The organism is Achromobacter sp. MUI-25009338 (assembly GCF_057359325.1).
The window spans coordinates 678,971-702,938 of sequence record NZ_CM170627.1 but is presented as its reverse complement, the minus strand read 5'-3'; the positions used below and the strand labels follow the sequence as shown (position 1 = coordinate 702,938).

Sequence of the window (23,968 nt, the reverse complement as noted above, 5' to 3'; positions counted from 1 at the left end):
CGCGCGGGCTGGACTCGAAACGGGTATGGTCCTATACTTGCCGTCTGCTGTAGTTCATCACGTTTGCCCGAAAGCGACGCACGTCGCCCACGGCAACCGACACCAAGGCCGCGCACAGCGGTCCGGCGTGCAGCGTAGAACGCCCGCCGAAACACCTTTACCCAGCCGCCAGGCTGCGGAACAAATCCCTGCCCACCAGGCAGGACCATCGCTTACCGCGTTGGGCAACGTCTAAATCAAACCAGCGTTCGTCCCCACGCGGCAGCAAGACACCTACACGGTGTGCCTTGTCGCTGTCCGGCATGGGCTCGCTCGTCGCGCCCGCCCCGGGCAGGCACGCGATCGCGCCTGCGGCCGATCGCCCGGTGTTTCGGCAACGTCACAGGGGTTTGCCGCCCATCGCATCCCGCGGAAACGGCCTCACGCAGCCATGACTGTCCGTCATGACCGAGCTGCCAAGGAGAAAGGACGAAAACGATGCAAGAGACAGAATTCTTTCAGCTATCGGCGACCACCGCCATCCTGCTGCTCGCGGGCTTTTACGGCGCGACATTCCTGATGTCGCTGTTCATCGGCGAAAAGAACGAAAACGTCGACGGCTACATGGTGTCGAACAACGCGGTGGGCTTCGGCCTTTCCACGGCCAGCATGATCGCCACCTGGATCTGGGCCGCATCGTTCTACGCCAGCGCCACCTCGGGCTACAAGTACGGTCTGTCCGGCCCCCTGCACTACGGTTTCTGGGGCGCGCTGATGATTCTGTTCATCTATCCCTTCGGCAAGCGTTTCCGCCAGCTCGCGCCCAAGGCGCACACGCTGGCGGAAGTCATCCACGCGCGCCACGGCACCTCCAGCCAGATGATCATGGCGGTGTCGAACATCGTGGGCAGCTGTATCAGCCTGATGGTCAACTTCACCGCGGCCGGCGCGCTGGTCTCCATCCTCAGCCCGCTGACCTTCATCCAGGGCGTGCTCATCGCCGGCCTGGGCGTGCTGTCCTATACGCTGTGGTCGGGCTTTCGCACTTCGGTGATGACCGACTTCGCGCAGCTCGCGGCCATGATCGTGGCGGCGGTCATCATCATTCCGCTGATCTTCTTCAACGCCGGCGGCCCCGACGTGCTGCAGGCCAATATGTGGCGCCTGAACGCCGAGCAGGCCGACTTCTATTCGACCAAGGCGATTCTTGAACAGGGCGCGCCCTACTTCGTGGCGGTGCTGGCCTACGCCATCGGCAACCAGACCATCGCGCAACGTCTTTTCGCCGTGCGCGAAGACCTGATCAAGCCCACCTTCCTGACCGCGACGGTCGGCTACGGCGCGGTCGTGATCGGCCTGGGCATGCTGGGCCTGCTGGCGCTGTTCGTGGGCCTGGAGCCCGCCAACGGCGACATGAACAACATCATCCCGCAGATGGCCTCGACCTATCTGCCGCCCTTCGGCATCGCGCTGTTCTTCCTGCTGGTGGTGGGCTCGCTGTCCTCGACCGCCGACTCCGACCTGGCCGCCCTGTCGGCCATCGTCATGACCGACATCTACGGCAAGAACGTCGCGCGCGGCCGTCCGGACCCGCAGCGGATGCTGTGGTGGGGCCGCGCCACCATGATCGTGGCCACCATGATCGGCGTCATCTTCGCCAGCCTGCGCCTGGACATCCTGGTCATGCTGGTCTTCGTCGGCGCGCTGTGGGGCGCCATCGTGTTCCCGGTGATCGCCAGCTTCTACTGGGACCGCGTGGACAACCGCGCCTTCGTCTGGTCGGTGCTCAGCGCCGTGGTGCTGTTCACCATCGTGCGCTTCGAACTGATCCCGATCCAGGGCGCGGTGGCGGTGTTCTTCGAAATCTGCTCGGCCGTCGGCGGCGGCGTGGTGCTGGGGCTGATGACGTTCGGCTTCTTCGGCCGCAAGGCCGCGCTGGCCGTGGGCGCGGCGGGCATCGCCATCATGCTGCCCGTCTTCGTCGGCACGCTGCGCGAATACATCGTGCTGATGGGTTCGCTCACCGCCTATGGCGTCAGCGCGGCGGTCTGCACCGCGCTCAGCCTGCGCAACACGCAGCGCTTCGATTTCGGCCTGCTGGCCGACCGCGTGACCTCGTTCCACCGCGAACAGGAAGCGCTGACCCAGGCGCCGGCGCAGCGCCCCGTCGTCCAGCCCGCCAAGGGCTGAACCCCACAACGAACAAGGAGACCGATATGTGGTTGACGTTGTATTTCCTGGTGTGGCCGGCCATCTCGGCCGCGATCCTGGCCATTCTGTGCGTCACGCTGTGGCGCGACATCCGCGCGGCCCGGCGCAGCGGAAAGTCGATGGTCTGACCCCGTTTTAACCCCGCAGGGAGGAACTTTCGTCCGGAACGCTTGACCTTGACATCATTGGAATCTTTATAGTGGTCGCATCCACAGGAAATTCCTAGTTTTCAAGGAGCGGCAATGAGTTCCATCCCTGCAGACAGCATCGCGGTCAGCCTGCCCATCGAGGGCATGACCTGCGCCTCGTGCGTGGGCCGGGTCGAAAAGGCCCTGAAGGCCGTGCCGGGCGTAAGCAAGGCCAGCGTCAATCTGGCGACCGAACGCGCCGACATCTCCTTCGCGGGCGCGCCGGACGTGGCGGCGGCCGTGCAGGCGGTGCAGAAGGCCGGCTACACGGTGGCCGAAACCACCGTGGAACTGTCTGTGACCGGCATGACCTGCGCCTCCTGCGTGGGCCGGGTCGAGAAGGCCTTGAAGGCGGTGCCCGGCGTCAGCGGCGCCACCGTCAACCTGGCGACCGAGCGCGCCAGCGTCACCGCGGCTGGCGGCGTCGCCGCCAGCGCGCTGATCCAGGCCGTGGCCAAGGCCGGCTACGAAGCCCGGCCCATCGCCGAAGCCGCCAGCGACACCGACGCCGTGGCCGAACGCCAGGCCGCCGAGCGCCAGGCGCTCAAGCGCTCGCTGACCATCGCCGCCATCTTCGCGCTGCCCGTGTTCATCCTGGAGATGGGCGGCCACATGGTGCCGGCGTTCCACCATCTGATCGCCGGCACCCTGGGCACGCAAAACAGCTGGTACCTCCAGTTCGCGCTCGCCAGCATCGTGCTGTTCGGCCCCGGGCTGCGCTTTTTCCAGAAAGGCGTTCCGGCGCTGCTGCGCGGCGCGCCCGACATGAACTCGCTGGTGGCGGTGGGCACCTCGGCCGCCTATGCCTATTCGGTCGTCGCCACCTTCGCGCCCGGCCTGCTGCCCGCCGGCACGGTCAACGTCTATTACGAGGCCGCCGCGGTCATCGTGGCGCTGATCCTGCTGGGCCGCTACCTGGAGGCGCGCGCCAAGGGCAATACCTCCGAAGCCATCAAGCGCCTGCTCGGCCTGCAGGCCAAGACGGCGCGCGTGGTGCGCGACGGCGCGGTCCTGGAACTGGCCATCGAGGAAGTGGTCGCCGGCGACCTGGTCGAAGTCCGCCCGGGCGAACGCGTGCCGGTGGACGGCGAGGTCGTGGAGGGCAACAGCTTCATCGACGAATCCATGATCAGCGGCGAGCCCGTGCCGGTCGAGAAGCAGCCCGGCTCCGAAGTGGTGGGCGGCACGGTCAACCAGAACGGCGCGCTGACGCTGCGCGCCACCAAGGTCGGCAACGACACGGTGCTGGCGCAGATCATCCGCATGGTGGAGCAGGCGCAGGGCTCCAAGCTGCCGATCCAGGCGCTGGTCGACCGCATCACCATGTGGTTCGTGCCCGCGGTCATGGCGGCCGCCGTGCTGACCTTCATCGTCTGGCTCGCGTTCGGTCCAGAACCCGCGCTGACCTTCGCCCTGGTCAACGCCGTGGCGGTGCTGATCATCGCCTGCCCCTGCGCCATGGGCCTGGCCACGCCGACCTCCATCATGGTGGGCACCGGCCGCGCCGCGCAGATGGGCGTGCTGTTCCGCAAGGGCGAAGCGCTGCAATCGCTGAAGGACGCCAAGGTCGTGGCCGTGGACAAGACCGGCACGCTGACCAAGGGCCGCCCCGAACTGACCGACCTGGTCGTGGCGCAGGGCTTCGAGCGCGACGCCGTGCTGGGCAAGGTCGCGGCCGTCGAAGCCAAGTCCGAACACCCCATCGCCCAGGCCATCGTCGATGCGGCCAAGGCGCAGAACATCGCGCTGGGCGCGGTCTCGCAGTTCGAGTCCATCACCGGCTTCGGCGTGAGCGCCCGCGTCGACGGCGATCGGGTCCAGATCGGCGCCGACCGCTACATGCGCGAACTGGGCCTGGGCGTCGAGACCTTCGGCGCGCAAGCCGCGCGGCTGGGCGACGAAGGCAAGACCCCGCTCTACGCCGCCATCAACGGCCGGCTCGCCGCCATGATCGCGGTGGCCGACCCGATCAAGGAAACCACGGCCGCGGCCATCCGCGCGCTGCACGAACTGGGCCTGAAGGTCGCGATGATCACGGGCGACAACCGCCGCACCGGCGAGGCCATCGCCCGCCAGCTCGGCATCGACGAAGTCGTCGCCGAAGTGCTGCCGGACGGCAAGGTCGAGGCGGTGCAGCGCCTGAAGCGCCAGTACGGCCCGATCGCCTACGTGGGCGATGGCATCAACGACGCGCCGGCGCTGGCCGAAGCCGACGTGGGCCTGGCCATCGGCACCGGCACCGACATCGCCATCGAGGCCGCCGACGTGGTGCTGATGTCCGGCGACCTGGGCGGCGTGCCCAACGCCATCGGGCTGTCCCAGGCCACGCTGCGCAACATCAAGCAGAACCTGTTCTGGGCCTTCGCCTACAACGTCGCGCTGATCCCGGTGGCCGCCGGCCTGCTGTATCCGGTCAACGGCAGCCTGCTGTCGCCGGTGTTCGCGGCCGGCGCGATGGCCCTGTCCAGCGTGTTCGTGCTGAGCAACGCGCTGCGGCTGCGCCGCTACGCGCCGCCCTTCGCCCCGGCCTGAATCAGCGGGCCTGCTCCTTCGACGCGCTGGCCACCAGCGCGTCGAAGCGTTTGTCCAGCTCGGCCAGCGCGTCGTCGATATGCGCGCGGCGCGCCTTGATCCAGGCGTCCTGCGACGCGAGCTGATCGCGCGCCTGCCTGAGCATGCGCTCCATCTCGGCCGGTTGCGGCCCGCCCAGCGTGGCGCGGTTCTTCACGATGGCCACCGGGTCCAGCGTGGAACGGAACTCCGCCTCGCTCATCGGCAGCTCCGTGCCGTACTTCGAGTCCTTCATCGCGTCGGCGTAGATGCGGCGCGCCTGCTCGTACGGGAAATCCAGCGGCTTGATGTTGTTGGCCTTGGCGTAGCTCACCACTTCGGAGGCGAAATGGTGGCCGTCGCGAAACGGCAGCTTGTACTTGCGCATCAGCACGTCGGCCAGTTCCTGCGAGGCGGTCCAGTCGCTGTTCAGCTCTTCGAGCGCGCGTTCGGGATTGATCACCATGGCCTTGAGCACCCGGTCCCAGCGCTTGAGCGCCGAGATGCCGGCGTCGACCATCGCGGAATTCTGCTTCACGTCCTTGGGGTCGCTCATGCCGGGGGTAATGTTGTGGGTCTGGATGACCGGCCCCAGGGCCAGCGTCACGGCGGTCGAGGCGTCGCTGCGGGTGTCGTTGAGCAGGCCGGGATTGCGCTTTTGCGGCATGGCGCTGGACACGTAGGTGTTGCCGCCGCCCTCCTGCAGCAGTATCCAGGGGCGCGGCTGGGCGTACTGCGTCATCACGTCTTCGACGAAGTTGCCGGTGCGCAGCGCGATGCTGGCGACGATGGCGCCCACTTCCACCGGCTGGTCCATGGAGGAAATCTGCGAGGCGTCGTAGGCGTTGTCGACCAGGGCCGTGAAGCCCAGATAGCGCGCCATGCGTTCGCGGTCCAACGGCCAGCTGGTGCCGTTGAGCACCGTGGTGCCCATCGGCGAGCGGTCGATGCGCGCGTAGGCTTCGCGGATGCGCTGCGCGTCGCGCGCCAGCCCGGCCGCGTGGCCCAGCAGGTAGTGCCCGTAGCTGTTGGGCTGGGCGGCCACGCCGTTGGTGTAGTTCGGCACCACGGTGCCGGCCTGGCGCGCGGCCAGGTCCACCAGCGAGGAGGCGGTGGCGTTGAGCTGGCCGGCCAGCTCCAGCAGCTTGTCGCGCAGGATCGCGCTGCGGTAGGTGGCGTGCATGTCCTGGCTGGATCGGCCGGCGTGCAGCAGCGTCACGTCCTCGCCGGCGGCCTTGATCAGGAGCGGCTCGAAAGTGATGACGCTGGCCGGGCGCTTGGCCCCGGGCTGGTTGCCATCGCGGATCACCTGGGCCACGCCCGCGGCCAGGCGCGGCGCCATGCTTTTGTCCAGCAGGCCTTCGTCCGTATTGATGACGGCCGTGGCCTTGTTGATCTCGCCCAGCCAGAAGAACGGATCGCGCGGCGGCTGCTGAGCCGGCGCGGCCTGCGCGGCCAGCGACAGCGACAGGGCGGCGCCCAGGGTGGATAGCGGAAGTCTCATGGCGTGCTCGTCGAGGGAAGGGGAAACCCAGTGTATCGGCGCGCCCGGCCACGGCATATCCCGGGTTTCACCGAGCGGCGGGCGATGATGGCGCGCCGGTTTGCCATTAACATACGAGCGAAAATCCCTGCCTGACGCCTATGCCCCGTCCAAACCTGGTCAACGCCGAAACTCTGTGCATGATTGCGAAGCTGGGCAGCTTCCGCGCCGCCGCCGAGCGCCTGTACACCTCGCAGCCCGCCGTATCGGCGCGCATGCGCGAGCTGGAGCAGTCGCTGGGCTTCGCCCTGTTCGAGAAGCGCGGCCGCCGCCTGGAGCTGACGGTGCCGGCGCGCCGCTTCGTCGAACGCGTCGAGCCGCTGCTGCTGGCCGTGGAAGACGCCTTCACCGATGCGGAAGCGGTCACCAACGCCGCCGGCACGGTGCGCATCGGCATGGGCGAGATCTCCATGACCTGGTTTTCGCGCGTGGTGCCCGAGCTGCGCCGCGCGCTGCCGCGCGTCTCGTACGAAATCGAGCTGGACCTGGCGGTCAAGCTGCAGGAACACCTGGCCTCCGGCGCGCTCGACATCGCCATCGTGGCCAACCGGCTGCGCGACGATCAGTTCATCTGCACGCCGCTGGGCACCACGCGCATGTCCTGGATGGTGTCCTCGCGCCTGCTGACCGACGCCCAGGGCCAGCCCCGCTCGATGCAGTCGCTGCTGCGCACGGAACCGCTGTGGTGCGTGTCCCGTCCGTCCGGCTTCTTCGGCCCCGCCCAGGACGAACTGCGCGCCATGGGCGCCAACCTGGACAACGTCTGCAGCTGCAACCGGCTCAACAGCCTGATCGAGGTGGTCGAAGCGGGCGGCGGCATCGCCCAGCTTCCGGAGATGATGGTGACCGAGCAGGTCAAGGCCGGCACGCTGGTGCCGGTGGACCCGGACCTGGAGCCGCTGACGCTGGAGTTCACGCTCGCCACGCACCGCAACCAGGGCCAGGCCGTGGTGCGGCAGGTGGTTCAGGCCCTGGCGCGGCTGGGCAAGGCCGCCACCGGCAGGCCGCGGGCGGCGCGGCGGCCGCTCACGCGCCCGACAGCGCCCGCTTGAGCACCTTGCCGCTCGCGTTGCGCGGCAGTTCGGCCATGAATTCCACGTGCTCGGGCACCTTGAAGTAGGCCAGCCGCTCGGCGCAATGCGCCTTGAGCGCCGCGGCGTCTTCGCCGCGGCCGTCGTGCAGCACGATGAACGCCTTGACGGACTGGTCGCGCACCGGGTCGGGCACGCCGACCACCGCCACGTCGCGCACGTCGGGGTGGCCCATCAAGGCCTCTTCCACCTCGGCCGCCGAGATGTTCTCGCCGGCCCGCTTGATCACTTCCTTCTTCCTGCCGAAGAAATAGAAATTGCCCTTGGCGTCCTGGTAGCCGAGGTCGCCGGTATGCAGCCAGCCGCCGTCGAACGCGGCCTGCGTCGCGGCCGGGTCGCGGTAATAGCCCAGCGTCAGCGTGCGCCCGGGATGGCCGCGCACCACGATCTCGCCGATCTGGCCCGGCGCGACCGGCCGGTTGTCGTCATCGACCAGGAACACTTCGCGGTCCGGCGTCGGACGCCCGATGGACGGGTAGGTGGACGGCGCGGCGTGCGACTGCAAGGTGATGTAGAGCATGGACTCGGACTGCCCGTAGCCGTTGCGCAGCGGAATGCGAAAACGCGCCACGAAGGCCTCGATCTCGGCCTCCGAAATATTGATGGCGTAGCCCGCATAGCGCACCTGGTGCGCGGTATCGAACGGCGAGGGCGCCTGGTTCAGCAAGGTGCGGCACAGCATGCCTGACAGGCTGCATATGGTGATGCGGTGCTCGATCAACTGGCGCAGGTAGCGCGATGCGCTGTAGCGTTCGCCGATCACGGCGGTGGCGCCCGCGGTCAGGCAGGACAGCACCGTTTCCTGGCAATTGGCATGGAACAGCGGCTTGTTGTTGAACACGCGGTCGGCGCGCGACAGCCCGCTGTTGGCCGCGCCCGCCTGGCCGCACCACAGCAGGTTGGCCTGCGTCAGCATCACCCCCTTCGGCCGCGCCGACGTGCCTGAGGTATAGAGGATCTGCGCCAGGTCGTCGCTGCCCTGCGGCGGCGCGCGGAACGACTCCGGCGGCGCGGCCAGCTCGCACGACAGGCCCTCGGGTTTCAGGCTGCCGCGCGGCACGCAGGCGATGGACGGCGCCTGCGCCATCGCCGCGCAGACCTCGCGCACCAGCGCTTCGTGCGCCGGCTCCACCACCGCCAGCGCGGGCTGGCAATGCTCCAGCTGATAGGCCACTTCGGGAGCCGTCAGGTAGATGTTGCCGGCCACGATGACCGCGCCGGCCAGCATCAACCCCATCCACAGCGGCACGTACTCCGCCGTATTGCCCATGAACACGAACACGCGGTCGCCAGGCCTGACGCCGCGTGCCTGCAGCCCCGCCGCGAAACGCATGGCGGCCTCGCGCAATTGGATGTAGCTGAGCTGGCTGACGTCGCCATTCTGGTACTCATGCACGACCGCTATCCGATGCCCGTGGCACTGCGCCTGTTCATCGAGCAAATCCATGATCGTGCGATTTCCTACAGCGTCCATCCAGCCTCCGGCATGTTCTGATTTTCAATGGCGCACCCGCGCCGCGTGGGAAGAAAACCAGTATAGGAACCGGCCCATGCGCGCACCAGCTAAACGTTTTTATGCGTTTCGATCAAGGTTTTTCATGCATTGCTTTGCCGCCGACGCATTGATGCGATTTATGCGTTTCCATCAAAACGTTTGCTTAGTCGCGGCAGGCCGGAAAACCTATACTGCGCATCAAAGGCGCCGCCAATGCGCCGTCCAGGCAGCAACCATGGAAACCGGAGGGGCAGTCGTGACAGCAGCATCGATCAAGGATCAGGTATCGGCCGAGGAATGGGCGGTGCGCGTCGACCTGGCCGCGGCCTACAACCTGGCGGTGGCCATGCGCATGACCGACCACATCTATACCCACATATCGGCACGGGTTCCGGGCGACGAGCCGCATTTCCTGATCAACGCCTACGGCCTGACCTTCGACGAAATCACCGCGTCGAACCTGGTCAAGGTGAACATCGACGGCGAGATCCTGCTGGACCGGACCGGGCTGGGCATCAACCCGGCCGGTTTCGTCATCCACAGCGCCATCCACCGCGCGCGGCACGACGCCGCCTGCGTGATGCACACCCACACGGCCGCCGGCATCGCGGTCTCGGCGCAGCAGACGGGCCTGCTGATGATCTCGCAGCACGCGATGCGCTTTCACAGGCGCCTGGCCTACCACGACTACGAAGGCGTGGCGCTGGACATGGACGAGCAGCAGCGCCTGGTGGCGGACCTGGGGCCGCACAACGCGATGATTCTGCGCAACCACGGCCTGCTGGCCTGCGGCGCCAGCGTGCCCGACGCGTTCGACGCCATGTTCTACCTGGAGCGCGCCTGCCAGGCGCAGGTTGCGGCGCTGGCCGGCGGCCTGCCCCTGGTGGTTCCGCCCGAAGCCGTCGCGGAAAAAGTCGGGCGCCAGTTCGACAAGCTCGACCGCCCTTCGCGCCACAAGCACTGGCCTCCCCTGCTCCGGATGCTGGAAGGCATCCGGCCCGCCTACAAACAGTAGCGGCAACCGCGCCGCCTCCCGGGCGGCCCACTTTCGCAGCGTAGCAATGGAAAATTCTCATCAGTGCCGCATCGCGGTATACGGTGCGGGTGCGATCGGCTGTCTGCTGGCCGCGCGCCTGGCCCAGGCGGGATGCCACGTGTCCGTGGTGGCGCGGGGCGAGACCCTGGACGCCCTGCGCCGGCACGGCGCGGGCCTGGCCGTGGACGGCGCCGTTCACCGCCATCCCGTGCACGCCACGGACGATCCCGCGCAGATACGCGAGGTCGACTATCTGTTCCTGACCGTCAAGCAGCAGGCCCTGCCCGCGATCGCTCCCGGCCTCATGCCCATGCTGGCCGCCGGCGGCGCCATCGTGCCCGCGGTCAACGGCATCCCGTGGTGGTATCTGCCCACGCTGGACTCGCCGCTGGGCGCCGCGCCGCTGGTCTCGGTCGACCCCCAGGGCGTGCTGGCGCGCGCGGTGCCGCTGGAGCGGGTGCTGGGCGCCGTGGTCTATATCGCCGCGCACAGCGCGCAGCCCGGCGTCGCGTCGCAGGACGCGCGCAACAACCTCGCCATCGGCGAGCCGGACGGCGCGCTGTCGCCGCGCGCGCTGCGGCTGGCGCGCCTGCTGACGCAGGCCGGCGTGCAATGCGAGGCCAGCCCGCGCATCCACGAGGCCGTCTGGATCAAGGCGGCAGGCAACGCCACCTTCAACCCGCTGAGCGTGCTGGCCCACGCGCGCATGGACGCGCTGGTGTCGGACCCTTACCTGAGCAGGCTGGCCCGCGCCCTGCTGCATGAGTACCTGTCGCTGGGCAAGGCGCTGGGCCTCGCGCTCGACGTGACCGTGGAGCAGCGCATGCAGGCGGCCGCCGGCTCGGGTGCGGCGCAGACCTCGATGCTGCAGGACGCGCTCAAGGGCAAGCCGCTGGAGACCGACGCGCTTATCGGCGCCATGGTCGAGATCGCCGAAAAACTAGACCTGGACATGCCCTGCGCCAACATGGTGTGGGGCCTGATCCGGCATCGGAACCGCAGCGCCGGTTCGCTCTGATACCCAACCGGGACAACAACAGGAGACAAGACATGAAATGGCTATCGCACTGCCTCGCCGCCGCCCTGCTGTGCGCGAGCGCGGCCGCCCAGGCGCAGGACTATCCGGCCAGGCCGGTCAACATCGTGGTGCCGTTCACGCCCGGCGGCGTGACGGACGTCATGACCCGCCAGATCGCCGCCAAGCTGCAGGACGACCTGGGCCAGCCCGTGGTGGTGGTCAACAAGCCCGGCGCCGGCACCATGATCGCATCGGCCTACGTGGCCAAGGCGCCCGCCGACGGCTACACCCTGCTGATGGCGGCCTCGTCGCTGGGGATCGCGCCCAGCCTGTACAAGAACACCGCGAACTACGACCCGGTCAAAGACTTCCAGCCCGTGTCGCTGATCGCCAGCGTGCCGCACATCCTGGTGACCGGCAAGCAGGTCCAGGCGAGCAGCGTGAAGGACCTCATCGCCACGCTCAAGAAGGACGGCCGCGCCGCGACGTTCGCGTCCTCGGGCAACGGCACATCCAACCATCTGGAGGGCGAGCTCTTCGCTGCGCTCACCGGGTTGAAGATGACGCACATCCCGTACAAGGGCAGCGTGCCCGCGCTGACCTCGGTGGCCGGCGGCGAAGTCGACATGCTGTTCGTGGACATCGCCGCCGCCCAGCCCTTCCTCGACAGCGGCAAGGTGCGCCCGCTGGCCGTCACCACCAAGACCCGCTCCGCCGTGCTGCCCGAACTGCCCACGGTGGAAGAGTCCGGGCTGCCCGGCTACGACGCCATGCCCTGGCTGGGCATCGTGGCGCCCGCCGGCACGCCGCCCGCGGTGGTCGAGCGCCTGCAGGCCTCGCTGCAGAAAATGAAGGCGGCGCCCGACATCCAGCAACAGTTCAGGAAGATGGGGCTGGACGGACAGTTCACTCGGCCCGATGCGTTCGGCGCCTTCATCGTCAGCGACAGCGCCAAATGGGCCGAGCTGATCAGGAAGTCCGGCGCCAGCGCCGAATAGCGCTGCCTCGCGGGCGGACGCGGACAGACCGCGCCGCCCGCTTCCCCCCAACCATGCCGACGATCCGTGGCCCGCAACGATGCGCCGCCGCGCGGCCCCGGCTTTTCCGTCTACTCCGAAGGACCCCTATGCAACGCGATATGCAACGCGACACCCCGGCCTCCGATATTCCGCCCAGCGCAGACGCATGGGAGGCCCGGCTGAAACGCGCGCTGGCCAGCGCCAACATCCCCACCCTGCTGATGGTGCTGGTGCACCTGACCGGCGACACCGGCTGGCTGTCCGAACGCTTCCAGTGTTCGCGCATCAAGGGGCTGGAGGACAACGATCCCGGCGGCCTGCCCGACGCGGTGCAGGACGAGATACGCGCGGCGGCCCATGCGGCCATCGTGCGCGCCCGGCAAGGCCTGGCGCCCGGGCTGCCCGCCCCCACGCACGCGCAGCTGGTGGCCATGCTGCGCACCAGCGTGGGCGAAGAGATCCCCGATTCGTACGGCCCAATGATCGCCGCCTGGCTGGGCCTGGACCCCGACTTCGCGCTCGAACAGCGCGACGCGTTCCCGGTGCCCGAGGGCTATCGGGTGCTGGTCATCGGCGCCGGCGTGGCGGGGCTGTGCGCCGCGATCCGCCTGCAAGGCGCCGGCATTCCCTATGTCGTGATCGAGAAGAACGCCGAGGTCGGCGGCACCTGGTACGAGAACCGCTATCCGGGCGCGGGCGTCGACACGCCCAACCACATCTATTCGTACTCCTTCGCCAAGCACGACTGGTCGCGCTACTTCGCGCTGCAAGGCGAGATCCAGGGCTACTTCGAAGGCGTGGCCGACCAGTACGGCGTGCGCCGGAACATCCGCTTCAACACCAAGGTGGCGTCCGCCCGCTACGACGAGACCGACATGCGCTGGCGCGTGCGCACCGTGGACGGGGACGGCCGCGAGCAGGACTATGTGGCCGACATCCTGATCAGCGCGGTGGGACTGCTGAACGTGCCCAAGCTGCCCGCCATCGCCGGGCTGGACAGCTTCGCCGGCCCTTGCTTTCATACCGCGCACTGGCCGGCGGACATCGATCTGCGCGGCAAGAAGGTGGGCATCATCGGCAATGGCGCAAGTTCGATGCAGGTCGTTCCCGCCATCGCCGACCAGGTCGAATCGCTGACCATTTTCCAACGTTCCAAGCAATGGGCCGCGCCCTTCGAAAAATTCCAGAAACCGGTGCCGCAGGACGTGCGCTTCCTGTTGCGCGAAGTGCCTTACTACCAGGAGTGGTATCGGCAGCGGCTGGCCTGGATCTTCAACGACAGGGTCCACGCCACCTTGCAGATCGATCCGGACTGGCCGCATCCCGAGCGCTCCATCAACAAGATCAACGACCGGCACCGCGAGCATTTCACCGACTACATCAAGGCCGAACTCGGCGCGCGCCAGGACCTGCTGCCCGACGTACTGCCCGACTACCCGCCGTTCGGCAAGCGCATGCTGATGGACAACGGCTGGTTCCGCACCGTGGCGCGCGATCACGTCAGGCTGGTCACGGGCGGCATCGAGCGCATCACGCCCAGGGCGGTGGTCAGCGACGACGGCACGGCCCATGAGCTGGACGTGCTGGTGGTGGCCACGGGCTTCGACGCGATCAACCTGCTGTCCTCGTTCAAGCTGTACGGCCGCGGCGGCCGCTCCATCCGCGAGGCCTGGGACGAAAAAGGCGCGGAGGCCTTCATGGGCGTGGCCGCGCCGGGCTTTCCCAACCTCTTCATCCTGGCCGGGCCGAATACGGCGCTGGGCCACGGCGGTAGCGTGGTCGCGCTGCTGGAAACCCAGGTCCGCTACGTCATGGGCCTGCTGCAGCAAGGCATGGCGCGCGCCGGCGGCCGCTTCGAGCTGGAGGTCCGCAAGGACCGCCACGACGCCTACAACGCGCGCGTGCAGGCCGCCCATGACCGCATGATCTGGACCCACAAGGGCATGAGCAACTGGTACAGGAACGCGCACGGCAAGGTGGTGGCGCCCACGCCGTTTCGCAACGACGACTACTGGCACATGCTGCGCAAGACCGACATGGGCGACTACCACTACCGCAGCGCGTCGGCGCAGCCCCGGCGCGCCCGCGAGGAGGCGGCCTGAATGGCGCGGCCCGCACATGGACGATGCCTGGTCCTGGGCTGCGGCGGCGTGACCGGGCTGGCATGGGAAATCGGCTTGCTGGCGGGGCTGGAGCGCCAGGGCGTGGACCTGGCCGCGGCCGACCTGTTCATCGGCTGCTCCGCGGGCTCCGTCGTCGGCGCCCAGCTGGCGCGCGGCGTGCCGCTGACGCAGTTGCTGGCGGCGCAACTGAACGGCGACGCGGCCGCCGCCGAACGCGCGCGGCCCTATTCGCAGGAAGCGGCCGATGAAAAGAACCGCGCGCTGTACGAGAAAGTCGGCGGCGACCTGCGCCGGGCGCGCCAGCGCATCGGCGCCTACGCGCTGCGCAGCGCCACGCCGGCGCCGGCCGTGCGGCGCGCCATCATCGCCGCGCGCCTGGGCAGCGCCGGCTGGCCCGCCAAGCCCCTGCGCGTGGTGGCCGTCGACGCGCACACCGGCGAGGCGCGCGGCTTCGGCGCCGGCGATGGCGTGGACTTCATCGACGCCGTCGCCGCCAGCTGCGCGGTGCCGGGAGCCTGGCCCGCCGTGGCCATCGGCGAGTCGGCCTACATGGACGGGGGCATCCGTTCCATGACCAACGCCGACATGGCGGCGGGGTTCCGGCAAGTGGCGGGGCTGGCGCCGCTGGGATACCGCGACGGCAATCCGGTCAGCGGCCATCTGCGCCGCGAACTGCGCGAGCTGCAGGCCGGCGGCAGCGCGGCGCTGGCGCTGCTGCCCGACGAGGCGAGCGCGCAGGCCATCGGCGACAACGTGCTCGATCCCGCCCGCATCGTCGACGCCGCCGCGGCCGGCGTGCGCCAGGCCGCGGCCCTGGCCCGCGCCGTGCGGGCCGTCTGGAATCCGCCCTCAGACGGCTGAGCGGCGCAAAAGCGGTCTGCCCATCCCTGCGAATGTGGCATGAACAGACCTGCCACACCGATCCTAGACTTCGGGTTCGCGCCCGGCTGGCCGTCCAGCCGGGTTTCCAGACGAACGCGGAGTGCTACATGAACGCATCGCCGGCGCGCCTTCGAGCCGCCGATCTCTTTTCCCCCACCGTCGCGGCGCTGATCTCGGTGCTGGTCAACTACGGCGGCACTTTCGTGCTGGTGTTCCAGGCCGCCGAACTGGCCCGGCTCACGCCGGCCCAGACCGCGTCCTGGGTGTGGGCCGTGTCGGTCGGCGTGGGCGTCACCGGCGCGCTCCTGAGCTGGCGCTACAAGGCGCCCATCATCACCGCGTGGTCCACGCCCGGCGTGGCGTTCCTGGCCACCGTGATGCCGTTCACGCCCTACGGCGAAGTCATCGGCGCGTATGTGATCTCGGCGCTGGGCTTCATCGCGCTGGGCCTGTCCGGCGCGTTCGACCGGCTGGTCCGCATGATTCCGGGCGGCATCGCCGCCGGGCTGCTGGCCGGCATACTGCTGCAGTTCGGCGTCAACGCCTTCGGCGGCGCCAGCGCCGACCCGCTGCTGGTGATCGTGCTGGTGATTTCCTATGCGCTGCTCAAGCGCTTCACCTCGCGCTTCGCGGTGGTGGGCATACTGCTGATCGGCGTGGGCCTGCTGATCGCCCAGGGCCGCATCGATTTTTCGGCGATCCATCTCAGCCTGGCCGCGCCGGTCTTCGAAATGCCGCGGTTTTCGCTGCAGGCCCTGCTCGGCGTGGCGCTGCCCTTGTTCATCATCACGCTGACCGGGCAATACATGCCGGGGATGCTGGTGCTGCGCCACGACGGCTACCAGACCAGCGCCAATCCCATCGTGACGGTGACCGGCCTGGGCTCGCTGCTGATGGCGCCGTTCGGCGCGCACGCCTTCAACGTGGCGGCCATCACCGCCGCGATCTGCACCGGCCGCGACGCGCATCCCGATCCGGCCAAGCGCTACGTGGCCGGCCTGGCCTGCGGGCTGTTCTACATCCTGGTCGGCACCTTCGGCGTCACCCTGGCCACGCTGTTCATGGTGCTGCCCAAGGCCTTCATCACGACGCTGGCCGGCCTGGCGCTGCTGGGCGCGATCGGCGGCAGCCTGGCCAACGCCATGGCCGACGCCCGCACCCGCGAAACCGCGCTCATCACCTTTCTGGCCACCGCCGCCAACGTCACGCTGCTGGGCGTGGGCGGCGCGTTCTGGGGCCTGGTGGCCGGCCTGACCGCCCACCTGCTGATCCACGGCGGCCAGCCCCGGCTGGCCGGCAGCCCCGCCAAACCCTGAAACCACCGACACGCGAACCGACATGACCGATCTTTCCATTTCCGAAGGGCTGGCGCCGGCCGGCGTCAGCGCCCTGCCCCTGCAACAGGCCGATCCCGAACTGTGGCGCGCCGTCGACGCCGAACGGCTGCGCCAGCGGCGCTCCATCGAGCTGATCGCCTCCGAGAACTTCGTCAGCCGCGCGGTGCTGGAGATCCAGGGCTCGGTGCTGACCAACAAATACGCCGAGGGCTATCCGGGCCGCCGCTACTACGGCGGCTGCGTCAACGTGGACGTGGCCGAACGCCTGGCGATCGAGCGGGCGCAGCGCCTATTCGGCGCCCGCCACGCCAACGTTCAGCCACATTCCGGCAGCCAGGCCAATCAGGCGGTCTATCTGGCGCTGCTCGCGCCCGGCGACAAGATTCTGGGCCTGGACCTCAAGGCCGGTGGACACCTGACGCACGGCGCCCAGGTCAATCTTTCCGGACGCTGGTTCCAGGCCGTGAGCTATGGCGTGGATCCGCACAGCCAGCGGGTGGACATGGACGAGGTCGCGCGCATCGCGCGCCGCGAACGGCCGCGGCTGATCGTCGCCGGCGGGTCGGCCTACGCGCGCACCTATGACTTCGCCCGGTTCCGCGCCATCGCCGACGAAGTGGGCGCGTTCTTCATGGCCGACATGGCGCATTTCGCCGGCCTGGTCGCCGGCGGCGTCTACCCCACGCCCGTGCCCCATGCGCACGTCACCACGACCACCACGCACAAGACGCTGCGCGGCCCGCGCGGCGGCATGATCCTGAGCAACGACGACGAGATCGCCAGAAAGATCGACTCGGCCGTCTTCCCCGGCCTGCAGGGCGGCCCGCTCATGCACGTCGTGGCGGCCAAGGCGGTGGCGTTGGGCGAGGCGCTGCAACCGTCGTTTCGCGCCTACGTGCGCGCCGTGGTCGAGAACGCGCAGGCGCTGTGCGCGCGGCTGTCGCAGGGCGGCCTTTCCATCGTGTCCGGCGGCACCGACTGCCACCTCGGCGTGGTGGACCTGCGTCCGTGGGGGCTGGCGGGCAACGTCGCGGAACAGGCGCTGGAGCGGGTCGGCATCACGCTGAACAAGAACGCCGTGCCGCACGATACGGCGCGGCCGGCCGTGACCTCCGGCATACGCGTGGGCAGCGCGGCCTGCACCTCGCGCGGCATGGGGCCGGACGCGTTCCAGGAGATCGGCGACATGATGCTGGCCCTGTTGGGCGCGCTACGCGCCGGCGCCGTGGACCGCCGCGGCGAAGACGCGATCCGCGAAGGCGTGGCCGCGCTGGTCGAGCGCTATCCGCTGCCCTATTGAGGCCGCGGCTGGCGCGCGCGCCGGGGCCGGCTGCCCAGCGCGTTGGCCAGGCGCAGCATCGCGGCCTCGATCTCGTAGGTGGTCAGCGAGGCGTAGCCCAGCAGCCAGCCCTGCCTGCGTTCGGGTCCGGCGTACAGCCGGCTCAACCCGGGCAGCCGCAGGCCGACGGCGGCGGCCTGGCGGATGGTTTCCGCTTCGGACCAGCCGCGCGCGAGCAGACAGGGCAGCTGCAGCCCGCCCGCCGGACGCGCGGGCGTGGCGATGCCGTCCAGGTGCCGGCCGATGGCGTCGAGCAAGGCCTGGCGGCGTCCGGCATAGAGCTTGCGCATCGCGCGCACGTGCGAGTTGTAGTGCCCGTCTTCCATGAAGCGCGCCAGCGTCAGCTGCAGGATCTGCGGCGTATGGCCGTCCATGATGCTGCGCGCGCGGGTGAAGGCGTCCACCAGTTCCGGCGGCAGCGCCATGTATCCCAGCCTCAGCCCGGGATACAGCGTCTTGGCGAAGGTGCCCAGATAGAGCGTGCGCTGATGACGGTCCAGGCCCTGCACGCAGGCGGTCGGCGGGCCGTCGTAGTGGAATTCGCTGTCGTAGTCGTCCTCGATGATCCACTTGCCGCCGGCCGCCGCCCAGTCGATCAGTTCCAGCCTGCGCGCCAACGACAGCGTGGCTCCCGTGGGGTACTGATGCGACGGGGTCACGTATACGCAGTTCGCGCCGCTGCGGTCGGCGCGCAGGAGGTCCGTGCGGATGCCGTGCGCGTCCACGGCTATGGGCGCGATCCAGGCCTGCGCCGCCTCGAACGCCTTTCTGGCCCCAAAGTAGCCGGGGTTCTCCATCAGGATGGGCTTGCCGGCGTCGGCCAGCAGCTGCGCGCACAGGTACAGGGCCTGCCGCGTGCTGCTGAGCACCAGGATCTGCCCGGCGGAGACCTTGGCCCCGCGCTCCAGGTTCAGGTAGGCGGCGATGGCCTTGCGCAGCGGCTCGGCGCCCTGCGGGTCGCCATGCAGCAGCATGCTGGCGCGGTAATCCCTGGACGCCTGCCGCTGCAGGCGCTCCCAGATTTCGAGCGGGAAATTGCGGGTTTCGGGCAGGCCGGTGGCGAAGGCCTTGATCGATTGCTGGTCGGCCACGCCGCCGCTGTCCAGTATCGCGCGGCCGCGCCGGCTCAAGCCCGCGCCGGGCTCGGCCGCTCGGCCCGCGGCGTCCGGCCTGGCGCGCCGGGGCGCCGCCCCGCGCAGCGGGATCGCCACCGAGTCCGACACATAGCTGCCCGATCCCTCGCGCCGCACGATGTAGCCGTCGCGATGCAATTGCACGTAGGCATTTTCGACGGTGTCGCGGGACACGCTCAGCGACCTGGCCAGCACGCGGGTCGCCGGCAGCTTCACGCCCGGCGCCAGCGCGGTGTCCAGGATCAGCGCGCGCAGCGCGCGCTGGATGCGCTGGTTCAGGTCCAGGCGCAGCAGGTCCGCGTCGTTCAGGCGTATTTTCAGCGTGTCGAGTTCGAACGTTTTGGCCATGCGGTCTGCTCGGGGCTATGGAACCGGGCCGGCCATTCTATCCGTGGCGCCCGCAAGGCGGGCGCTTCAGAATCCGTCCAGCCACAAGCCGAACGCCAGGCCGGCGCAATGCGCCAGCGCCGCGCCGTGCGTGGCGGCGTCGGCCCGGATGGCCGCCGGATCGACGCCGCGCAGGCTCAGTTCGCAGGCATGGCCGATCAGCCATTGCTCGATGCGGCCGGCGTCGGCTTCGAGATGGAATTGCAGGCCGAGTATGTGCGGCCCGAGCGCGAAAGCCTGATTGGGAAACCCCGGCGTCTCGGCGAGCCGGCGGGCGCCGGACGGAATGGCGAACTGGTCGCCGTGCCAGTGCAGCACCGGCACGGACTGGATCTCGCGCAGCGGCGTATCCAGGCCGTCGGCGGTGAGCGTCAGCGGCGCATAGCCGATTTCCGCGCGGCCGGTGGGCGCGACCTCGGCGCCCAGCGCCGCCGCCATGAGCTGCGCGCCCAGGCAGATGCCCAGGGTCGGCCTGTCCTGCCGCAGGCGCTGGCCGATGGCGCACAATTCGTCCTGCAGGAAGGGATAGCGGCCGGTCTCGTAGACGCCGATGGGACCGCCCAGGATCACGGCCAGGTCGGCCGCGGCCAGCGCGTCGGGGTCTATCGCGTCCACGCCCGCCTCCAGGTATTGCACGGCATAGCCGCGGTCTTGCAGGAGCGGGGCGAGGATGCCCAGGTCTTCGAACGGAACGTGGCGGACGACCAGCGCGTTGCGGTTCATGGCGGCTCTCCGAAAAGACGGCGCTCAGGCCGCGGCGTCCGGGCCGGATTCGGCCGGCCAGTAGTAGGAATCGGGCGTGTTGCGGGCGCCGAAGATGGCTTGCCCGACGCGGACCACGGTGGCTCCTTCCTCGATGGCGATTTCGTAGTCGCCCGACATGCCCATGGACAGCTCGTCCAGGCCCACGCCCTGCGGGCATTCCTGGCGCAGCCGGTCGCGCAGCGTGCGCAGCAGCACGAAGCATTGCCGCACCCGCGCCGCCTCGGCCGAGAACAGCGCCAGCGTCATCAGCCCGCGCACGCGCAGCGACGGAAACGACGGCATCTGGCGCAGAAAGGCCGCCGTCTCGTCGGGCTGCAGGCCGTATTTGCTGGCTTCGCCCGAGGTGTTGACCTGGACGAACACGTCCAGCGAGCGGCCTTCGCCCTGCAGCCGACGGTCCAGCGCCTCGGCCACCCTGAGGCTGTCGAGCGCCTGGAATTCCGCGGCGTAGCGCGCCACCAGCTTGGCCTTGTTGGTTTGCAAATGGCCGATGACAGACCATTTCAGGTCGGTCAGATCGGCCATGGCTTCCCACTTGCGCGAGACTTCCTGCAGCTTGTTTTCGCCGAGACATCGACAACCCGCGGCATAGGCCAGCCGGATGCGGGCCTCGTCCACGGTCTTGCTTACGGGCAGCAGGCGCACGCCGGCGGGATCGCGCCCGGCGCGTTCGCATGCGGCGTCGATGCGCGCATGCACCGCCGCCAGGTTGCGGCGGAAATCCTCGACCGTTTCGGCTTGCGGCCAGCGGCCGTGCTGGTCGTGCTGCGTCTGGGTATCGCTGCCCAGATCCTGGGTATCCTGGTTCATGACTGCCTCGTGCAGGGATGTGGCGCGCGGCGCGCGCGGAACTGCGCGCGCCAGGAAATATGTCATAGGTCAAATACTAGCATGGCCTAACTGCTTCGGCGCACGCCCCGCGCAGGGGCCGCCAGCCACTCGCGCGGGGACGCGCCCATGCGCTGCCGGAACGCCTTGGACAGCGACGAGGCGCTGGCGTAGCCCAGCTCGGCCGCGACCTGCTTCACCGGCCTGCCGCCTCGCATCATCGAAGCCGCGAGGCTCAGGCGCCAGTCGGCCAGATAGGCGGCCGGCGTGGCGCCGGTGGCCGCCTTGAAGGCCGCCGCGAAGGCGCTGCGCGACATGCCCGCGATCTCCGCCATCTTCGCCAGCGGCCATTCGTCGCAGGGAGAACGATGCACCGCCACCAGCGCCCGGGCCAGGCGCGGATCGGCCAGGCCCATCATCAGCCCGCTGTTCACGCCGGCCCGGGCCGGATGGTCCAGTATCCACCTGAGCAGCTGGATCAGCACCACCTCGAACAGGCGGTCGGCCAGCAGCCGCGAACCGCAGCGGACGTGGTCGGCTTCGGCGAACAACAGGTCCAGCGCCGGACGCAGGCCCTCGACCTCGTCCAGCGGCACCCGGATCAGCGGCGGCAGCGACTGCACCAGCGGATGGCGTTCGCCGCCGTCGAAATCGAGCGCAGCGCAGGTGAAGTCCGACCCGTCCACCGGCGGGTTCACGAACTCGTGGCGCAGCGCGCGCGGATAGAACAGCAGCGTGGGTTCGTCCAGCCGCAGCCGCGGCGCGAGGCCGCCGCCGGGCCGGTGCCGCAGCTCCATCTCGCCGCGGCGCAGGACGTGCAGGAATCCGCGGCCCGGCACCGCCTCGAACGTCTGGGCGCCGCACAGCGCGCCGGTGTGGAACAGCGTGGCGCGCACGCGGAAACGGTCCAGCAGGGCCGAGAGCCGGTCTACCTGGGAAATGGCGGGATTACGCATAGTTTGGACGTTCGGACATTTTTTATGGACATTACAGCACCATACGTCCAGAAATTCTACGTACGATTTGCCTGTCCGCCCCATCGGGATGGCATTTCTTCCACACCAGGAGTCACATCATGTCCAGAGTTCCCCTGATCGACGCCAACGCTACCACCGCCGACCGCCAGGCGCTGCTGGCCCAGATCCACGGCGCTTTCGGCGCCACGCCCAATATGTTCCGCGCGGTGGCCAATTCGCCGGCGGCGCTGCAAAGCATGTGGGGCGCGTTCGGCGCCCTCGGCGCGGGCGTCATCCCGGCCAGGCTGGGCGAGCAGATCGCCGTGGCCGTGGCCGACCGCAATGCTTGCGAGTATTGCCTTGCGGCCCACACCGCCCTGGGCCGCAAGGCCGGCGCCAGCGCCGAGGAAATGTCCGCCGCCCAGGACGGCCGCTCCGCCGATCCCAAGACCGCGGCGGCGCTGCGCTTTGCGCTGCAGCTGGTGGAGGCGCGCGGCCAGGTGAGCGAGGCCGACGTGCAGGCCGTGCGCGCGGCCGGCTTCAACGACCAGGAGATCGTCGAGATCCTGGCCCACGTGGCGCTGAACCTGTTCACCAACTACGTCAACGTGGCGTTCGCCGTGCCGGTGGATTTCCCGGCGGTGAAGCTGCGTCGGGCCGCGTAGGGCCTAGCCCAGCCCCAGGCTTGCGCGGATATCGCGGGCCAGGTCCCGGCACTGGCCGGATTCGATGCCGCTGAGGGTGACGCGCAGGCCGCTGACCGCTCCCAGGACGCCGAACGCATCGCCATGGCGCACCAGCCAGCCGCGATGCGCCAGGGCCAGGGCGACGGCCTTGTCGTCGACCTCCAGCGGAATCCAGAGGTTGAGGCCGTCGCCCTGCTCCGCACAGGGCACGCCCTCCGCGCGCAGCGCGTCTTCCAGCATGCGCCTGCGCCGGGCGTAGTCCTCGCGGGCCTGCGCCATCTGCGCGGCGACTTCAGGCCGGCCCAGCGTGACTTCGATCATGTCCTGCAGCAAGTGGCTGACCCAGCTGGTGCCGGAGGCCAGCCGCATGCGCAGCCGGCGCGAGGTCGCTGGATCGCTCGCCACCATGGCCACGCGCACGTCCGGGCCCAGCGCCTTGGTCAGCGACCGCACCAGCGCCCAGCGCTGCGCGCCGGCCGGCAGCACCGAGTGGTATTCCTTGTCGGACAGCAGCGCGTAGTGGTCGTCCACGATCACCATGACCTGCGGATATCTCGCCAGCACGCGCGCCAGCGCCCGCGCGCGCCGTTCGCTCAGGCTGCAGCCGGTGGGATTGTGTGCGCGCGGGGTCAGGATCACGGCGCGCGCGCCGCGCTCCAGCGCCGCTTCCAGGGCCTGGACCTGCATGCCTTGCGCATCGACCGGCACGCCGATCGCGCGCAGCCCGGCGATGCGCAGCATGTTGATGCTGCTGAGAAAACAGGGGTGCTCGACCGCGACCTTGTCGCCGGCGACCAGGTGCGAATCCAGCAGCCGTTCGACGGCGTCCACCGCGCCGTGGGCCAGGTCGATCTCGAACGGCGCGGGACAGTCCGGCTCGAACCAGGCCCGCGCATAGGCTTGCAGCCCTGCGTTGACGGTGGGTTCGCCGTAAAGACGGTGCTTGTACGGCCGGATGGCGAGCGCGGCGGTAAGGTCTGGCAGCCAGGCCGGATCGGGATTGCCGCTGGCGAGATCCACCAGCGGCGTGTCGGGCTGGGCGCCTTCCTGTTCGCCCGGGCCGGAAGCATCGCGGATGACGGTGCCCAGGCGGCCCTGCGTGACGGCGATGCCGGCGCCCGCGAGCCGCTTGTAGGCCGCGGCCACGGTATTGCGGTTGATGTCCAGTTCGGCCGCCAGATCGCGCACCGGCGGCAGGGCCTGGCCCGGCCGCAACTGCCCCGACTGAAGCAGGGCCCGCACGCAGTCGAAGATTTCCGCGGCGGTCTTTCCTTGGATTTTCATATTGCCCCAGGACAATGCGGCCCCTGATGGCGACAGCCTTGAGTCCACATCGAGTCAATACGCAAGTTTGACACGATTGCCCTGGCGAAGAAAGCCGGCCCGCGAGGGGCCGGCCGGA

Annotated in this window: 19 protein-coding genes; 12 read left to right on the top strand and 7 right to left on the bottom strand. The window is 69.2% G+C overall.

Annotation, left to right across the window (positions count from 1 at the left end; all coding sequences use genetic code 11):
* Positions 1–477 precede the first annotated feature (477 nt).
* From AC1IQ6_RS03320 to AC1IQ6_RS03310, 3 genes are all read left to right on the top strand, one after another.
* Entirely contained in the window at positions 478–2,169 is a 1,692-nt protein-coding gene (locus AC1IQ6_RS03320; protein WP_102774116.1) for a sodium:solute symporter family protein, read from the top strand.
* 26 nt (positions 2,170–2,195) lie between these two features.
* Complete coding sequence (locus AC1IQ6_RS03315) at positions 2,196–2,318, top strand: putative transporter small subunit (RefSeq protein WP_209164568.1); 123 nt, start codon at positions 2,196–2,198, stop codon at positions 2,316–2,318.
* A gap of 114 nt (positions 2,319–2,432) precedes the next feature.
* Positions 2,433–4,910: a heavy metal translocating P-type ATPase gene (locus AC1IQ6_RS03310; RefSeq protein WP_485865837.1), complete on the top strand. Its 2,478-nt coding sequence runs from the start codon at positions 2,433–2,435 to the stop codon at positions 4,908–4,910.
* Between the two features lies 1 nt (position 4,911).
* On the opposite strand, the gene AC1IQ6_RS03305 is transcribed toward AC1IQ6_RS03310, so the two are convergent.
* The gene (locus AC1IQ6_RS03305) at positions 4,912–6,432 is read right to left on the bottom strand and encodes an argininosuccinate lyase (RefSeq protein WP_485865836.1); all 1,521 of its coding nucleotides are present in this window, start codon (positions 6,430–6,432) and stop codon (positions 4,912–4,914) included.
* Positions 6,433–6,611: 179 nt separating this feature from the next.
* Here AC1IQ6_RS03305 and AC1IQ6_RS03300 point away from each other — a divergent pair, with 179 nt between their 5' ends.
* Entirely contained in the window at positions 6,612–7,523 is a 912-nt protein-coding gene (locus tag AC1IQ6_RS03300) for a LysR family transcriptional regulator (RefSeq protein ID WP_485865835.1), read from the top strand.
* On the opposite strand, the gene AC1IQ6_RS03295 is transcribed toward AC1IQ6_RS03300, so the two are convergent.
* The gene (locus AC1IQ6_RS03295; protein WP_485865834.1) at positions 7,498–9,009 is read right to left on the bottom strand and encodes a class I adenylate-forming enzyme family protein; all 1,512 of its coding nucleotides are present in this window, start codon (positions 9,007–9,009) and stop codon (positions 7,498–7,500) included. The two genes, AC1IQ6_RS03300 and AC1IQ6_RS03295, sit on opposite strands and share 26 nt — an antisense overlap.
* A 283-nt stretch (positions 9,010–9,292) precedes the next feature.
* On the opposite strand from AC1IQ6_RS03295, the gene AC1IQ6_RS03290 reads away from it, so the two are divergent.
* The 7 genes from AC1IQ6_RS03290 to AC1IQ6_RS03260 all read left to right on the top strand — a co-directional run bounded on the left by AC1IQ6_RS03290 (position 9,293) and on the right by AC1IQ6_RS03260 (position 17,772).
* The gene (locus tag AC1IQ6_RS03290; protein WP_102774121.1) at positions 9,293–10,072 is read left to right on the top strand and encodes a class II aldolase/adducin family protein; all 780 of its coding nucleotides are present in this window, start codon (positions 9,293–9,295) and stop codon (positions 10,070–10,072) included.
* Positions 10,073–10,118: 46 nt separating this feature from the next.
* Positions 10,119–11,111 (top strand): ketopantoate reductase family protein, encoded by a 993-nt coding sequence (locus AC1IQ6_RS03285; RefSeq protein WP_102774122.1) that lies wholly within the window; start codon positions 10,119–10,121, stop codon positions 11,109–11,111.
* A 32-nt stretch (positions 11,112–11,143) separates the two neighbouring features.
* The gene (locus AC1IQ6_RS03280; RefSeq protein WP_485865833.1) at positions 11,144–12,109 is read left to right on the top strand and encodes a tripartite tricarboxylate transporter substrate binding protein; all 966 of its coding nucleotides are present in this window, start codon (positions 11,144–11,146) and stop codon (positions 12,107–12,109) included.
* A gap of 140 nt (positions 12,110–12,249) precedes the next feature.
* Positions 12,250–14,232 carry a flavin-containing monooxygenase gene (locus AC1IQ6_RS03275; RefSeq protein WP_111825909.1) on the top strand — a complete coding sequence of 661 codons (1,983 nt, stop codon included), beginning with the start codon at positions 12,250–12,252 and terminating at the stop codon, positions 14,230–14,232.
* Positions 14,233–15,114, top strand: coding sequence for a patatin-like phospholipase family protein (locus AC1IQ6_RS03270; RefSeq protein ID WP_485865832.1), 882 nt, complete (start codon positions 14,233–14,235; stop codon positions 15,112–15,114).
* Between the two features lie 128 nt (positions 15,115–15,242).
* Entirely contained in the window at positions 15,243–16,451 is a 1,209-nt protein-coding gene (locus AC1IQ6_RS03265) for a benzoate/H(+) symporter BenE family transporter (protein WP_102774126.1), read from the top strand.
* Between the two features lie 22 nt (positions 16,452–16,473).
* Positions 16,474–17,772: a serine hydroxymethyltransferase gene (locus AC1IQ6_RS03260; RefSeq protein WP_102774127.1), complete on the top strand. Its 1,299-nt coding sequence runs from the start codon at positions 16,474–16,476 to the stop codon at positions 17,770–17,772.
* Here AC1IQ6_RS03260 and pdxR read toward each other — a convergent pair.
* From pdxR to AC1IQ6_RS03240, 4 genes are all read right to left on the bottom strand, one after another.
* Positions 17,766–19,292 carry a MocR-like pyridoxine biosynthesis transcription factor PdxR gene (gene pdxR / locus AC1IQ6_RS03255; RefSeq protein WP_485865831.1) on the bottom strand — a complete coding sequence of 509 codons (1,527 nt, stop codon included), beginning with the start codon at positions 19,290–19,292 and terminating at the stop codon, positions 17,766–17,768. The two genes, AC1IQ6_RS03260 and pdxR, sit on opposite strands and share 7 nt — an antisense overlap.
* Positions 19,293–19,358: 66 nt before the next feature.
* A complete protein-coding gene (locus tag AC1IQ6_RS03250; protein ID WP_485865830.1) occupies positions 19,359–20,054 on the bottom strand; it encodes a glutamine amidotransferase in 696 nt (231 codons plus the stop codon).
* Positions 20,055–20,078: 24 nt separating this feature from the next.
* On the bottom strand, positions 20,079–20,906 hold the full coding sequence (locus AC1IQ6_RS03245) for a YggS family pyridoxal phosphate-dependent enzyme (protein WP_111826334.1): 828 nt from the start codon (positions 20,904–20,906) through the stop codon (positions 20,079–20,081).
* Positions 20,907–20,992: 86 nt separating this feature from the next.
* Positions 20,993–21,880: an AraC family transcriptional regulator gene (locus tag AC1IQ6_RS03240; RefSeq protein ID WP_111825913.1), complete on the bottom strand. Its 888-nt coding sequence runs from the start codon at positions 21,878–21,880 to the stop codon at positions 20,993–20,995.
* Between the two features lie 119 nt (positions 21,881–21,999).
* Between AC1IQ6_RS03240 and AC1IQ6_RS03235 the strand changes: the two genes are divergently transcribed.
* Positions 22,000–22,545: a carboxymuconolactone decarboxylase family protein gene (locus AC1IQ6_RS03235; protein WP_209164581.1), complete on the top strand. Its 546-nt coding sequence runs from the start codon at positions 22,000–22,002 to the stop codon at positions 22,543–22,545.
* Between the two features lie 3 nt (positions 22,546–22,548).
* Here the strand turns inward: AC1IQ6_RS03235 and ptsJ are convergent, their stop codons facing one another.
* Positions 22,549–23,850 (bottom strand): MocR-like B6 salvage transcription factor PtsJ, encoded by a 1,302-nt coding sequence (gene ptsJ / locus AC1IQ6_RS03230; RefSeq protein ID WP_485865829.1) that lies wholly within the window; start codon positions 23,848–23,850, stop codon positions 22,549–22,551.
* Positions 23,851–23,968 lie beyond the last annotated feature (118 nt).

Coding starts and splice junctions, on each gene's coding strand:
- AC1IQ6_RS03310 (WP_485865837.1), top strand. CDS start 2,433: ATGAGTTCCATCCCTGCAGACAGCATCGCGGTCAGCCTGCCCATCGAG.
- AC1IQ6_RS03250 (WP_485865830.1), bottom strand. CDS start 20,054: ATGAACCGCAACGCGCTGGTCGTCCGCCACGTTCCGTTCGAAGACCTG.
- AC1IQ6_RS03270 (WP_485865832.1), top strand. CDS start 14,233: ATGGCGCGGCCCGCACATGGACGATGCCTGGTCCTGGGCTGCGGCGGC.
- AC1IQ6_RS03265 (WP_102774126.1), top strand. CDS start 15,243: ATGAACGCATCGCCGGCGCGCCTTCGAGCCGCCGATCTCTTTTCCCCC.
- AC1IQ6_RS03290 (WP_102774121.1), top strand. CDS start 9,293: ATGGAAACCGGAGGGGCAGTCGTGACAGCAGCATCGATCAAGGATCAG.
- AC1IQ6_RS03285 (WP_102774122.1), top strand. CDS start 10,119: ATGGAAAATTCTCATCAGTGCCGCATCGCGGTATACGGTGCGGGTGCG.
- AC1IQ6_RS03260 (WP_102774127.1), top strand. CDS start 16,474: ATGACCGATCTTTCCATTTCCGAAGGGCTGGCGCCGGCCGGCGTCAGC.
- ptsJ (WP_485865829.1), bottom strand. CDS start 23,850: ATGAAAATCCAAGGAAAGACCGCCGCGGAAATCTTCGACTGCGTGCGG.
- AC1IQ6_RS03300 (WP_485865835.1), top strand. CDS start 6,612: ATGATTGCGAAGCTGGGCAGCTTCCGCGCCGCCGCCGAGCGCCTGTAC.
- AC1IQ6_RS03295 (WP_485865834.1), bottom strand. CDS start 9,009: ATGGATTTGCTCGATGAACAGGCGCAGTGCCACGGGCATCGGATAGCG.
- AC1IQ6_RS03275 (WP_111825909.1), top strand. CDS start 12,250: ATGCAACGCGACACCCCGGCCTCCGATATTCCGCCCAGCGCAGACGCA.
- AC1IQ6_RS03235 (WP_209164581.1), top strand. CDS start 22,000: ATGTCCAGAGTTCCCCTGATCGACGCCAACGCTACCACCGCCGACCGC.
- AC1IQ6_RS03240 (WP_111825913.1), bottom strand. CDS start 21,880: ATGCGTAATCCCGCCATTTCCCAGGTAGACCGGCTCTCGGCCCTGCTG.
- AC1IQ6_RS03245 (WP_111826334.1), bottom strand. CDS start 20,906: ATGAACCAGGATACCCAGGATCTGGGCAGCGATACCCAGACGCAGCAC.
- pdxR (WP_485865831.1), bottom strand. CDS start 19,292: ATGGCCAAAACGTTCGAACTCGACACGCTGAAAATACGCCTGAACGAC.
- AC1IQ6_RS03280 (WP_485865833.1), top strand. CDS start 11,144: ATGAAATGGCTATCGCACTGCCTCGCCGCCGCCCTGCTGTGCGCGAGC.
- AC1IQ6_RS03320 (WP_102774116.1), top strand. CDS start 478: ATGCAAGAGACAGAATTCTTTCAGCTATCGGCGACCACCGCCATCCTG.
- AC1IQ6_RS03315 (WP_209164568.1), top strand. CDS start 2,196: ATGTGGTTGACGTTGTATTTCCTGGTGTGGCCGGCCATCTCGGCCGCG.
- AC1IQ6_RS03305 (WP_485865836.1), bottom strand. CDS start 6,432: ATGAGACTTCCGCTATCCACCCTGGGCGCCGCCCTGTCGCTGTCGCTG.